This is a genomic window from Nostoc sp. ChiQUE01b, assembly GCF_034531255.1.
GTDB lineage: Bacteria > Cyanobacteriota > Cyanobacteriia > Cyanobacteriales > Nostocaceae > Nostoc.
Window position 1 is genome coordinate 48,138 of the sequence record NZ_JAVRBM010000034.1, and the last position, 13,267, is coordinate 61,404.

The following is a 13,267-nucleotide window of genomic DNA, read 5'->3' on the forward strand; positions in this document are numbered from 1 at the left end:
AACATTTTCTGCCAAAGGAATCCATTAAACCGATTCGCAATTCGCAATGACGCTTGCGGACTCGCTAACGCTGCGCTAACGCAATTCGCAATTACGTGTTGTAACGGGGATAAAGACAAGCAGCCCAACACTTGCGGCTTGATAGAAGCCGGGGACTTAAACCCTACACTTTGTTAAAGTTGCATTATGTACATAACTGCTCTGTAGTTCATTGTAAATAGGGGACTACAAAGAAGTGAGAGGTAAAATTTAACAGTTAAAAGTGAACTGACATCAGTCTGCTAAATATTAAAGTTTGATGAATTGACAAAATTCCGTTGACTTATTGAGGTGGGTGTAAGAACATAGTCAGCGTCTTCGATGATTTTATTGATCGGTAAAATTGAATTTTCTACAAAATTAGGTGCAATAAAGAGTATATAAAACAACATCATCATCCTAAGAATAATGTCTCAAACACGAAAAAGGTATTAATTGCAGATGGAGTTTATTCAAGCTTTTATTTTAGGTATTGTTCAAGGTATTACAGAATTTTTGCCAATCAGCAGCACTGCACATCTTCTGATTGTGACAAAAGTGTTTGGTTGGAAAGAACTAGGTTCTAAAGATTTTGTTGATGCGATTCAATTTGGCAGTGTTATCGCAATTGTGGGGTATTTTTGGTCGCTGATTTATAGTATTGTCAAAGGTGGAATCGAAGCACTAAAAGCCAAAGACTGGCAACGCGAAGAATGGAAGATTCTTGTAGGTATTGTAGTTGGAACACTGCCAGCTTTAATTTTCGGCTTCCTTTTAAAAGATATTTTACCTGAGAGTGCATTAATTATTGGCATCATGTCAATTATCATGGCACTTTTACTAGCTCTGGCAGAAAAAATTGGCACTCGTAAGCGAGGTTTTGAGTCATTGCAGATTCGGGATGGTATTTTGGTTGGATTGGGACAAACACTTGCTTTGATTCCGGGTGTTTCTCGTTCTGGCTCGACTTTAACGACTGCCTTATTTTTAGGATTAGAACGCTCTACAGCAGCGAAATTCTCATTTTTGTTAGGGTTTCCAACTCTTACCATTGCGACGCTGTATAAAAGCTTGAAAATATTCAAGTTGTTTCAAGCTCACCAGTTGCCAGATAACATTGTTGCGCTGTTAATTGTAGGAATTATTTCAACCTTTATTTTTTCCTACCTATCAATTGCATTTTTGATCAAATACTTAGCAACCAAAAACACTTTGATTTTTGTATGGTATAGATTAGCATTTGGTAGTGCGATTTTACTAGCGATCGCAGCAGGTTGGAAAGGATAATAGTCATTAGTCATTTGTTATTAGTCATTTGTCCTTTGTCCAAAGAAAATGACTATAGCGATGTCTTACGACTGGACTTTAGACTAGAGAAGAGTGATCGTTATGGGTGGGGGTTAAGTCTGTATTAGACTCAACTAAGAAACGCTATAATGCCCAATGCCCAATGCCCCATTACCCCTTATCCCCTTCAGGGGCCCCACCTTCCCCATGACTACCATTCATCCTGCTCGAATTACCAAGGTTCTTCCAGACTCAATAGCCGCAGAGATTGGCTTTGAAGCTGGGGATGCGATCGTTGCAATCAATGGTATACGTCCCCGCGATTTAATTGATTATCAATTTTTGTGTGCTGATGAAGTCTTGGAATTAGAAGTTTTAGACGCTGCTGGTAAAACTCATAGCCTGGAAATCGAAAAAGATTACGACCAAGACTTGGGGCTAGAATTTGAAACTGCCCTATTTGATGGCTTAATTCAGTGCAATAATCGCTGTCCATTTTGCTTTATCGACCAACAGCCACCAGGTAAGCGTACCAGCTTGTACTTTAAAGACGACGATTACCGCTTAAGCTTTTTGTACGGCTCTTATCTTACCCTGACCAATTTGCCAGAAAGAGAATGGCAGCGAATTGAACAAATGCGCTTGTCTCCGTTGTATGTTTCTGTTCATGCCACGGAGCCGGAAGTTAGAATTAGACTGTTGAAAAATCCCCGTGCGGGACAAATCTTGCAACAACTCAAGTGGTTTCAAAAAAGACGGCTACAAATTCATGCTCAAGTAGTTGTTTGTCCTGGTATAAATGATGGCGAACACTTGGAGCAAACCCTAAAAGACTTAGCATCCTTTCATACTGGTGAAGTGCCTACGGTGGCATCGGTGGCAGTTGTGCCAGTTGGGTTGACACGGTTTCGTCCTTCAGAAGACGAACTTACACCCGTAACCAGAGAAAAAGCAAAAGAAGTGATTTCTCAAGTGCGAATACTCTCGCAACAATTTCGCCAAAAGTTTTCCTCTAGCGTCGCTTGGTTAGCTGATGAGTGGTTTTTGATTGCAGGTGAGGAATTACCGAGCGAATCTGAATATGAAGAGTATCCCCAAATTGATAATGGTGTTGGTTCAATTCAGTTGTTTATCAAGCAATTTGCAGCCGCTGCAACAGAATTACTACCGCCAAAAGTTTATCCTCAGAGAAAATTAACTTGGGTAGTAGGCAACGCAGTAGAAAACGCCTTTGAACCTATCTTGAAACGGTTAAATTCTGTTGAAGGATTAAAAGTAAATATGCGTGCTTTATGTAGTGATTATTGGGGACAGAGTATCACGGTCACGGGATTACTAACGGGTCATGATTTGCTGTTGAACTTACAAGGGCAAGATTTGGGAGACGGAATTTTACTGCCAAATGTAATGCTCAAACATGGTGAATTAGTATTTTTAGATGATATGAGGATTGAAGAATTAGCTTGTAAATTAGAGACAAAAGTTTTACCAGTAGGAGGAGTTGAAGATTTAATCAATACCTGTATTCTTTAAGCTGTTTTTATTAGCTCTTTAGTCTATACCAGTTCCCAAATGGATGAAGTAAATATCAAAACCTCACCGAATTTTAGATTTTAAATTTTAAATTTTGGATTAAAAATTCAAAATTTAGAATTTAAATTAGTTTGAAGCCCCCGAATTTAAACGCGAGAATAAATCCAAAATCCAAAATCGAAAATTTTTAATTGAAGAAAAAGCATTCATGAGCCACTGCAGTCTTCTCCCAAAGGGAGAGGCTAGCGCCTTTCCTTCGGAACGCTACGCGAACGCGGAGTGTCTCGTAGAGAAGGAGTCTCCCCAAGTAGAGCATGTGGCGTGCATGGGATCAATCCAAAATCCAAAATCCAAAATCCAAAATCCAAAATTGATTCACCCCCAACCCGTCTTCTTAGCAATAAAAGGGTTTGAGTGTGGGGTTATCTATCATATTTGTTAACTTTTTTGTTGCCATCAAGTGAAATGATTTCCATATTAATTAGATTAGAGGCTGGGGATTAGAGATTGGGGACTAGGCATCAATTTCTAATCCTCAGTCCAATCTGAACTGAAGGTTTTTATCGCAGAGAAATTATCCGCGAGTGAGTTTCTAACTTTTCAGTCGCTGTTAAAACTTCTTGTCTTGCCCATTTATCTGCTGCCAAAATGTCATCTAAAGAGGGATTTGCACGGTTATCATTTTGATGGCGATCGCACACCCATTCGATACACCGAGGAATATCTAAAAACCGAATTTTTTCATCTAAAAATAAAGCTACAGCTTGCTCATTGGCGGCATTCAACACTGCTGGCATTGAACCACCAGCTTTACCCACAGCATAAGCCAACTGCATACAAGGATACTTCTGGTGATCTGGTTCACGGAAGGTGAAATTTCCAGCTTTGACTAAATCTAGTCGTTCCCAGTTAGTGTAGATGCGATCGGGCCAAGATAAGGCATACAGTAAAGGTAAGCGCATATCTGGCCAACCGAGTTGGGCTAAAACTGAAGTATCTTGCAGTTCAATCAGCGAGTGAATAATGCTCTGGGGATGAATGACAATTTCGATATCGTCATAATCCAAGCCAAACAGAAAGTGAGCCTCAATTACTTCCAGTCCTTTATTCATCAAGGTAGCAGAGTCTACTGTGATTTTCCGTCCCATTGACCAATTAGGATGCTTGAGAGCATCAGCAACGGTTACATCTGCTAACTTTTCTACATCCCAGTCGCGGAAAGCTCCACCAGATGCAGTGAGCAAAATTTTCCGCAAGCCTCCCTTGGGCACACCTTGGAGGCATTGAAAGATTGCGGAATGTTCGGAATCAGCTGGGAGTAATTTTACACCGTGTTTTTCAACTAGGGGTAGAACCACAGGGGCCCCAGCAATCAGGGTTTCTTTATTCGCTAAGGCAATATCTTTACCAGCTTCAATAGCTGCGATCGTGGGTAGCAAACCAGCACAACCAACGATCCCAGTGACAACGGTTTGGGAATCACCGTAACGGGCTACTTCTATCACTCCGGCGTCACCTGCCAGTAGAATCGGTTGAGGATCGAGGTCAATGATAGCTTCTTTGAGCGCTGGTAATTTATCTTCTGAGCAAATGGCTGCTATTTCTGGTCGAAACTGCCGAATTTGAGCAGCCAACATCTCTACATTGTTCCCAGATGCCAATCCCACAATCCGAAACTGATCTGGGTACTGAGTGACAATATCTAAAGTCTGAGTACCAATAGAACCAGTGGAACCAACAAGAGTAATCGCTTTCACAATTGCTTAAGGATTTACAGACAACTCTCACTATAAATTGCTTGGGACTCTTTAATCACAGCAATCATCATAATCGATACACTGATGCCAAAAGAGGGAGTGGGGAGATGAGGGGGATGAGGGAGATGAGGAAGAAATCAATTCAAAATTCACGCATTAAAGAACTTCTGCCTTCTGCCTCACTTCTCTACGAGAGGCTGCGCCCTAAGCGTAGCTATGCCGCAGGCTTTACGACTACGCTCTGTTACCACCTGCTTCCTGCCTTTTCCCCAATGCCCAATGACTAATGACTCTTGACAAATGACAAATGACAAATTTTCGTATAACTAGACAAAATTTGTATTTATAAATACTATATTTCTAAAGATAAATTATGAAAAAATTGGCAAAAGTAACCAAGCATGGAACACTTTTAAGTAATTTTTAATCTGTCCAGTTTGTCAATTGTGTTGGTGGAGGATTTAATATGCAAAATATTACTCATAAATTGCTGTGTTACAGCCATAGGTAAAAGGATGCACAAAGGAGTTTGTTGAAGCACTCAACCCTATGGTCAAAGTTCAAATAGTTATAAAAAAAGTTTTATGGAAAAATGATTTACTGTTTCCAGCAGCAATATGGCTTGCCAGTCGAATATTCATCTGGACAGCTATGTTGGTGATTGCGCCAAAACTACCATTACCAGCAGAAGAATTTTTACCGCGTTTTAGCTGGGGGGTTTTTGATGCCTGGGATAGTATCCATTATCGAGCGATCGCAACTTCTGGTTATGAATTTGTGAATGACGGCAAGCAACATAATCTGGCCTTCTTTCCTCTGTTTCCCTTAAGCATCTGGGTTTTGATGAAGTTGGGCTTACCGTTTGAATTGGCAGGCACATTCATCAACAACTTGGCATTTTTTGCAGCACTTTACTGTTTGTACTTTTGGGTCAAGGATCATTATGGCATCAATACAGCGCAGTGGGTAACTGCTGTACTTTCTTTGTATCCAGCTTCGATGTTTACGGGAGTGATTTACACAGAGGGGCTGTATTTGTTTTTGAGTACGGCGACTTTGCGGGCGTTCGAGCAAAAGCAGTATGCCTGGACTGCTTTTTGGGGCGCGATGGCGACAGCAACACGTCCTACAGGTATGGCACTAATTCCAGCATTAGCGATCGCAACCTGGAAAGAACGCCGACCACCCATTGCCTATATAGCTAGTTTCACTACTGCTATTGGCATACTTTTATTCAGTTTGTATTGTGCGATTTATTTTGGCGACCCTTTAGCTTTTATCGAAGCACAGCGGGGATGGCGACCTTCCCTTGGGTTTGATTGGCAGGGTTGGTTAAATATGTTCATGCAAATTGCCGTTGGCAGTAAAAATTGGCAATTTGGTTGGGTGCAAAACTCCTCTGGCGGGATTCAAGACCCTTGGTATCTCTTGTTATTTGGCGCGATTGTTGTCAGTGGCTATCTTTTATGGCATTTCCGTCAACGTTTTAGTTCTGTAAAATTATTTTATGGCTTTTATGGTTTAGTCTTATTTTTGTTGATTCTGGCAAGCGAACAGTGGATCAATAACTTCCTCAACTTGTTCATGGTCTTAGGTGGTGGCTGTGTGTTGTGGCGCTTACACACACAACTGACCCCAGTTACAGTTATTTATGGCTTTTGTGGTATTGGTTTGCTGCTAGCTTCTGGAGGCACTATCTCATTAAGCCGTCTCGCCTACGGTATTGTGCCTTTAAACATAGCAATTGGTGTGCTGCTATCTCGCCATCCTCGTCAGGGATATTTAATATTGGGCGCTTTTGTGACACTACTAGCCAAAATAGCTGTAGGATTTGCCCAAGAGCATTGGGTTGGTTAGAGGGCAATACGGTTGAGTTAAGGAAATTTATCCGTTGAGGCAGGCAGGGGGAGCAGGGGATGCAGGGGGAGCAGGGGGAGAAAAAAACCTTATCTGAACCGTATTGGGTTAGAGGGTTCAATCCATTATTGCTAAAAAATTGAATTTAAATTTCCTAATGAATGTATCCAATCAAACGAAGATAGCGATCGCTTCATTATTTCTAGGTGTAGGTGCCATATCTTTTGGCTCTATTTTTATGAAATTGAGCGAAATGGAACTCAGCCCCAGTGCCACTGTATTTAATCGCTTTTGGCTTGCTAGTGTGGTCTTCTTGCTCTGGCATGGATACAAGGCAATACGGCAGCGATTTTCCTTAGACAAACCTGTAGAACAGCAGTCCTACACCAACCAGGATCTTTTGCTATTGCTAGGTGCTGGTATTCTTTGGGCTGCCACTTTAGTTTTGTTGGCTTGGTCGTTGACTCAAACTAGCGTTGCGATTTCTAGTGTGTTACATAACCTCGCTCCCATATTTACTAGCTTAGGGGTGTGGCTATTATTTCGTCAGGGTTTTGAGAACCAATTCCTGATTGGGATGATCATCGCCCTTGGCGGAGCGATCGCTATTGAATTTGAGGAGTTGCAAATTGCCACAGATGAGGTTCAAGGAAGCTTGGCTGCGATCGTTTCGGCAATCTCCTTGAGTGCATACCTGCTGATCGTAGAAAAATTACGAACCAAATTTTCTCTGGCCACAATTCAGCTGTGGGTCTGTGCGATCGCGGCTTTAGCGATTTTCCCTATACTTTTGTTTACTCAAGATCAGCTTTTTCCTTCTACAGTCAGTGGGTGGCTTTGGGTAATTTTTTTGGCGCTGATTTGCCAAGTTTTAGGTCATGGGCTTTTGACCTATAGCCTTGCCAAGTTTTCCTCTGTGGTTGTCTCCTTGGTACATCTGTTAGAGCCAGTATTTAGCGGCCTTTTCGCTCTGGTAATTTTTTCGGAAACATTAACTTTCTCAAATTGGGTAGGTTTCGCTGTAGTTTTAATAGGTTTATACTTAGCCGTATCTAGCCAAGAGGCTGTTAATTTGCCGTTTCAAGAATCAGTCAAAAATATAATTAACACTTTCGTTCAAAGTATGACGCTCAAACTGTCATTACTAAAGCAACAATTCTCCGAAACACCAGCTTTATTAGGAACTGTCTCATTATTGTTTGCTCTAATTCCCATATCTTTAGCACCATCTTTGACCAAATTGTGTCAACAAGAAATTGGTGCAAATGCTGTAGTATTTCATCGCAGTTGGATTGCGACAGTTGTCTTTGGGCTGTGGAATGGACTTGAGGCTTTCCGCTACCAACAATCTATTGAAGGAGGCAGGAGGCAGGAGGCAGGGGGCAGGGGGCAGGAGGCAGAGGGCAATATTACTTCTGCCTTGCTTGATAACCAATCCATAAAACAGAAGCCTTTTACAAGTCAAGAAGTCTGGCTATTGTTGGCAATGGGAACCTCTGCTGGAACCTATCTTTTATTGTGGGCCTGGTCGCTGAGTCAAACTAGTGTTGCCAACGTGGCTTTACTGTCTAATTTGAACTCCTTATTTGTTGCTTTGGCTGGGTATCTGTTATTTGGTCGACGTTTCGACAACAGATTCGTGATTGGTCTAGTCACCGCTTTGGCAGGAGCGATCGCATTTGAACTCAATAAGGTGCAATTTGCAACCGATCAAATATTAGGTGATGCATTAGCATTGCTAACTGCGGTTTTCATGGCTACATGTATGCTGCTAATAGAAAGACTCCGAACCAGATTTAGCACTGCAACTATCATGTTGTGGCGCTGTGGAGTGACAACAATGTTTCTACTACCCGTCCTGCCATTCCTTGAAGATAGACTATTGCCCTATTCCTGGACCGGTTGGTTTTTCATCATTTTCCAAGCTCTCTTCTGTCAAGTGCTGGGTCAGGGACTTTTAGCTTATAGCCTCAGTAGAATCTCTTCAGGCGTTGTCGCCGTCACACTTCTTCTAGAACCAGTTCTAGCTTCGATTTTTGCTTGGTTCATCTTTTCAGAACAAGTAGGTTTGTTTGACTGGGCTACTTTTGCCGTAGTTTTAGCGGGTATCTATCTAGCCCAATCTAGTCAATCGATTGTTCAAGTAACAAACGAAGGATAGTAAGTAAGTCCGCGCAAATAAAGCTAACTAGTGAGGGTTGTCCTTTGTCATTTGTCCTTGGTCATTTGTAAGGGTTCAGCAACTTAAAATCTGCTGTAGTATTTGGACACTGCCAACGAGACTGATACAATTTATGACAAAAGCTTCCGAAAAAACATTATTAAGATTAGTGAAATCTCCGTTTAATAGGTTCTTAAACTCTCTCCCATTGCCGATTCGTGGATACTTGCTTATTGGCATTATATTAGCAGTAGTGATTCGATTGCTTTGTGTTCCAAATAAATCGGTGGATTACAAGTTTTTTTTAGCGCGTTGGTATGATTTCATTGCATCTCATGGCGGGTTGAGCGCTCTTAAATATAGTTTTGCTGATTACACACCTTCCTACCTTTATTGGATTGTAATTGCTGCCACCCTGCTTTCTGGATTGCCCAAAATTTTCACAATCAAGCTTTTTGCGATGACTGTTGATTTTCTTTGTGGTTTTTTAACTTACAAAATTATCAGACTAAAATACCCAGAGGGGAATAAACCAATCTTTGCTTTTTTGGCAGTTATTTTGAGTCCGACTGTTATATATAATAGTGCCCTCTGGGGTCAATGTGACAGCATCTATACAACAGGGATGATTGCCTGTATTTACTTTTTATCTATTCAAAAAGAAATTCCTGCCTTACTCAGTTTTGGTGTGGCACTTTCTTTTAAGTTGCAAGCGATGTTTTTAGCACCTTTATTATTAATTTTTTTAGTCAAAAAGAGAATTCATTGGTATTATTTACCATTAATCCCGACGGTATATATAATTTTAGTTTTGCCATCGTGGTTGATGGGAAGACCGATACAAGAATTGCTCTTAGTATACTTTAACCAAGCTAATAAATATAAACAATTGGCGAAAGGTGCGCCTAATATTTTTCAATGGATTCCTAACAATTTTTATAATATTGTTGTCCCTATAGGTTTAACGTTAACTGTATCTGCAATATTTTTATTAGCATACATTGTTTATAAAAGTCAGCTAAAAATTACTCAAAATAGACTGATACACTTAGCCACAATCTCAGTTTTGTTTATGCCATATATCCTGCCCAAAATGCACCAAAGGTATTTTTATCCTGCTGATATTCTTTCAATTATCTTTGCCTTTTACTTCCCTCGATATTTTTGGGTAGCTATAGTCGTGCAAATGGCATCATTTTTCAGCTATTTGGGAACTCCCATATTTATCCAGTTATTTTCAATCCCTTTAGGTTTTGCTCTCTGGTTTGTTGTGCGAAAGTGCGATCTAATTTATCCAAAGCGAAATTTTAGAGAATATGTATCTAAAGGTTGAAGAAGAATCCAGAAGTCAGAATTCAGGAGCGGAGCCGGAGATGCTCCGCCTCCGGTCAGAACAAGAAAGTGGGGAATTCAGACCCGCTACTAATTGTAGACCGCTAAATTAAAAATTTAGCGGAGGTGCAAAAACGCCGTTTATTCATTTGCCACTCGCACAGAATTCTATTCTGAATTCTGGCTCCTGACTCCTGATTTCTGCTTTGATAAATGAATTAAGATTAAAAAAGTAATACCAATTTGAAAAATGATTCCGACAGATGGATTCACACCAAGCCAGACGCACCAAGGCAATTCCCAATCCAAAATCTAAAATCCAAAATCTAAAATGGTATAAAATATCTTAGATATTTAACTTATGGTGAAACAAGTGTAAATTCTTTAGCTGATCCAATAATTTTACTACCAGTTATATTAATTTGCTGTAAAGCCCCATTGTCTAACAGTAAATAAGATTTATTAGATAACATTTGTTGTAAAGTTGGCACAGTTGCAGGAGTTACTTTACAATCGCAGTAAAAGTCTAAACTAGGACGCCCATAAGCAAAAGAAGTATAAATTTGTGTTCCTGTTGAAACATTTGCCCGAATTAATTCTGCTACTGGTTTAACTGGAAAAGCTTCCTTTAATTCCCAAATCCATGATTGCGAACTCATCAACAGTGCTAAAACTAAGTACATTCCAGAAAATAACACTGGAATAAAGTTGCGATCGCGCTGTTTAATTAGCCAGACTACTATACTCATACTTATTGCCAAAACAATACTCATGACTATTAAAATAGGTTCTTTCTTTGCAAGAATAAAGTAAACACAACCTCCTAAACCAGCAATCGCAATAATAGCCAGAAATATTGTCCAGCTTCGCACCTTAAAATGACCGTACTGCCAAATTTCGCTAAGTTTAGCACCAATTGTCAAAGCTAAAAATGGATATACAGGCATAACATACCACGGCAGCTTAGTTCTCATTAAAGAGATAGTTCCTAAGTAAATAATTGTGCCAATAATAATTAAACAACCCCAGGTAGTATGACGTTTTTTCCAAGCTAGATAAAAACCTGACGGTAAAAATAATAGCCAAGGAAAACTATACTTAATTAACTCAATTAAATAGTACCAGGGTGGCCCACTATGATTTTCAACAGATTGTGTAAGGCGATCAAAGGTTTGTGTTTGAAAGTTCATTTGGAAGAAAGTTTCGCCATAATGTTGCCATTGAGCGGCGAACCAAGCGATCGCAGGTGCATTTCCTAAAAATATTCCCACTAATAAATAGGGGCTTGTTAACAAAGTAAACTGCCGATCTGCAATCAGGAAAAAACAAGCGATCGCCCCTAGCGGCAAAACTATCATCCCTTTCGTGAGAGTGATTAACCCTAGACAAAATCCCACACCGAGAGCATACCGACGATTCTGACGTGCTTTTAGCAAACAAAACAACAGCAGCAAGAAAAAGGTAATAGTTGTACCATCTAGCATTGCTAGTCTTCCGTGACGCAGCACAGGCAACATCGTTAGGTAAACTAAAGCGCTAAACAGAGCTGGTAAACTTTGATTAAAAAGCAAACATCCCACCAAGTAAAGCACAGGCACTCCCAAAGCAGTTAACACTGCACCCGGTAGACGCGTTGTCCACTCATTCACGCCTCCAACAGAGTAAGTCCAAGCAATTAACAAGTGTATCAGGGGTGGCTTATTATGATAAGGTTCTCCTCCCAAGGTGGGGTAAAGCCAATGCATTGAACCAAGTGGGGCACGCCAAATTTCACGGGCAACCTGTGCCACAGTACCTTCATCCCAATCTCGTAAAGGGGAGTTTCCCAAAAATATCAACCATAGAAATAGAGATATTACCACTAGGCTAAATAACCATTCTTTTTCTCGGAATAGATGCATATCTAAAATTGGGATAATCATCTCAAATCTCCAGGATATCCCCACGAAAGCTTGCTTTATATGGCATCATAGCAGCTTCTTAAACCAGTCTTATGCTACAGCAAAGTGTTGAACAGCTTTTGCTAAAACAATAGATACTTTGACATGATTTCATAATTTATGAATAACAGATACAATTTATGACGAAAGCCTCAGACAAGACATTATTAAAATTAGTGAAATCTCCATTTAATAGGTTCTTAAATTTTTTCCCATCCCCAGTTTCTGGATACATAGCTATTGGAATTATTTTAGCAGTACTGATCCGATTGGTTTGTGTTCCTAATCAATCGTCTGATTATAAATCTTTCTTAGCACCTTGGTATGATTTCATCGCATCTCATGGCGGGTTGAGCGCTCTTAAATACAGTTTTGCCGACTATACGCCCCCTTACCTTTACTGGCTTTTAATTGCTGCCACCCTGCTTTCTGGATTACCCAAAATTTTCGCAATCAAGCTTTTTGCGATGACTGTTGATTTTCTTTGTGGTTTTTTAACTTACAAAATTATCAGACTAAAATACCCAGAGGGGAATAAACCAATCTTTGCTTTTTTGGCAGTTATTTTGAGTCCGACTGTTATATATAATAGTGCCCTCTGGGGTCAATGTGACAGCATCTATACAACAGGGATGATTGCTTGTATTTACTTTTTGTGTATTCAGAAAGAAATTCCCGCCTTACTCAGTTTTGGTGTGGGACTTTCTTTTAAGTTGCAAGCGATGTTTTTAGCACCTTTATTATTAGCTCTTTTATTTAAAAAAAGAATCCATTGGTATTATTTACCATTAATTCCAGCAGTATATCTAATTGCAGTTTTACCGCCTTGGTTGATGGGAAGACCGATACAAGAATTGCTGTTAATCTATTTTAGCCAAGCTAATAAATACAAAGAATTGGCGAAAGGTGTGCCTAATATTTATCAATGGATTCCTAACAATTTTTATAATATTGTTGTCCCTATAGGTTTAACGTTAACTGTATCTGCAATATTTTTATTAGCATACATTGTTTATAAAAGTCAGCTAAAAATTACTCAAAATAGACTGATACACTTAGCCACAATCTCAGTTTTGTTTATGCCATATATCCTGCCCAAAATGCACCAAAGGTATTTTTATCCTGCTGATATTCTTTCAATTATCTTTGCCTTTTACTTCCCTCGATATTTTTGGGTAGCTATAGTCGTGCAAATGGCATCATTATTTAGTTATTTGGGAACTCCCATATTTATCCAGTTGTTTTCAATACCTTTAGGTTTTGCTCTCTGGTTTGTTGTGCGAAAGTGCGATCTGATTTATCCAAACTTACAAACTGGATTTTCTTCTAATCTTAAATAAGAAAAATTAGTCATGACAAGTAGGATTTAACAGAAAAACTGT

Annotated in this window: 8 protein-coding genes; 6 read left to right on the plus strand and 2 right to left on the minus strand. The window is 39.8% G+C overall.

Annotated features, from left to right (window positions below; all coding sequences use genetic code 11):
* Nucleotides 1–480 precede the first annotated feature (480 nt).
* Entirely contained in the window at nucleotides 481–1,305 is an 825-nt protein-coding gene (locus tag RMY63_RS21630; protein WP_322730678.1) for an undecaprenyl-diphosphate phosphatase, read from the plus strand.
* A gap of 207 nt (nucleotides 1,306–1,512) precedes the next feature.
* Entirely contained in the window at nucleotides 1,513–2,838 is a 1,326-nt protein-coding gene (locus RMY63_RS21635) for a TIGR03279 family radical SAM protein (RefSeq protein ID WP_322730679.1), read from the plus strand.
* Between the two features lie 560 nt (nucleotides 2,839–3,398).
* Here the strand turns inward: RMY63_RS21635 and dxr are convergent.
* Nucleotides 3,399–4,595, minus strand: a complete 1,197-nt coding sequence (gene dxr / locus RMY63_RS21640) for a 1-deoxy-D-xylulose-5-phosphate reductoisomerase (protein ID WP_322730680.1) — start codon at nucleotides 4,593–4,595, stop codon at nucleotides 3,399–3,401.
* Between the two features lie 549 nt (nucleotides 4,596–5,144).
* On the opposite strand from dxr, the gene RMY63_RS21645 reads away from it, so the two are divergent.
* From RMY63_RS21645 to RMY63_RS21655, 3 genes are all read left to right on the plus strand, one after another.
* Nucleotides 5,145–6,452, plus strand: coding sequence for a mannosyltransferase family protein (locus RMY63_RS21645; RefSeq protein ID WP_322730681.1), 1,308 nt, complete (start codon nucleotides 5,145–5,147; stop codon nucleotides 6,450–6,452).
* Between the two features lie 157 nt (nucleotides 6,453–6,609).
* Nucleotides 6,610–8,613: a DMT family transporter gene (locus RMY63_RS21650; RefSeq protein WP_322730682.1), complete on the plus strand. Its 2,004-nt coding sequence runs from the start codon at nucleotides 6,610–6,612 to the stop codon at nucleotides 8,611–8,613.
* Nucleotides 8,614–8,746: 133 nt separating this feature from the next.
* Nucleotides 8,747–9,946 (plus strand): hypothetical protein, encoded by a 1,200-nt coding sequence (locus tag RMY63_RS21655; RefSeq protein ID WP_322730683.1) that lies wholly within the window; start codon nucleotides 8,747–8,749, stop codon nucleotides 9,944–9,946.
* A gap of 358 nt (nucleotides 9,947–10,304) precedes the next feature.
* On the opposite strand, the gene RMY63_RS21660 is transcribed toward RMY63_RS21655, so the two are convergent.
* Nucleotides 10,305–11,846, minus strand: coding sequence for a glycosyltransferase family 39 protein (locus RMY63_RS21660; protein ID WP_322730711.1), 1,542 nt, complete (start codon nucleotides 11,844–11,846; stop codon nucleotides 10,305–10,307).
* Between the two features lie 179 nt (nucleotides 11,847–12,025).
* Between RMY63_RS21660 and RMY63_RS21665 the strand changes: the two genes are divergently transcribed.
* Nucleotides 12,026–13,225: a hypothetical protein gene (locus tag RMY63_RS21665; protein ID WP_322730684.1), complete on the plus strand. Its 1,200-nt coding sequence runs from the start codon at nucleotides 12,026–12,028 to the stop codon at nucleotides 13,223–13,225.
* Nucleotides 13,226–13,267 lie beyond the last annotated feature (42 nt).

Excerpts from the sequence above, each read along its gene's own strand:
- RMY63_RS21630 (WP_322730678.1), top strand. The coding sequence starts at position 481 with ATGGAGTTTATTCAAGCTTTTATTTTAGGTATTGTTCAAGGTATTACA.
- RMY63_RS21635 (WP_322730679.1), top strand. The coding sequence starts at position 1,513 with ATGACTACCATTCATCCTGCTCGAATTACCAAGGTTCTTCCAGACTCA.
- RMY63_RS21645 (WP_322730681.1), top strand. The coding sequence starts at position 5,145 with ATGGTCAAAGTTCAAATAGTTATAAAAAAAGTTTTATGGAAAAATGAT.
- RMY63_RS21650 (WP_322730682.1), top strand. The coding sequence starts at position 6,610 with ATGAATGTATCCAATCAAACGAAGATAGCGATCGCTTCATTATTTCTA.
- RMY63_RS21655 (WP_322730683.1), top strand. The coding sequence starts at position 8,747 with ATGACAAAAGCTTCCGAAAAAACATTATTAAGATTAGTGAAATCTCCG.
- RMY63_RS21660 (WP_322730711.1), bottom strand. The coding sequence starts at position 11,846 with ATGCATCTATTCCGAGAAAAAGAATGGTTATTTAGCCTAGTGGTAATA.
- RMY63_RS21665 (WP_322730684.1), top strand. The coding sequence starts at position 12,026 with ATGACGAAAGCCTCAGACAAGACATTATTAAAATTAGTGAAATCTCCA.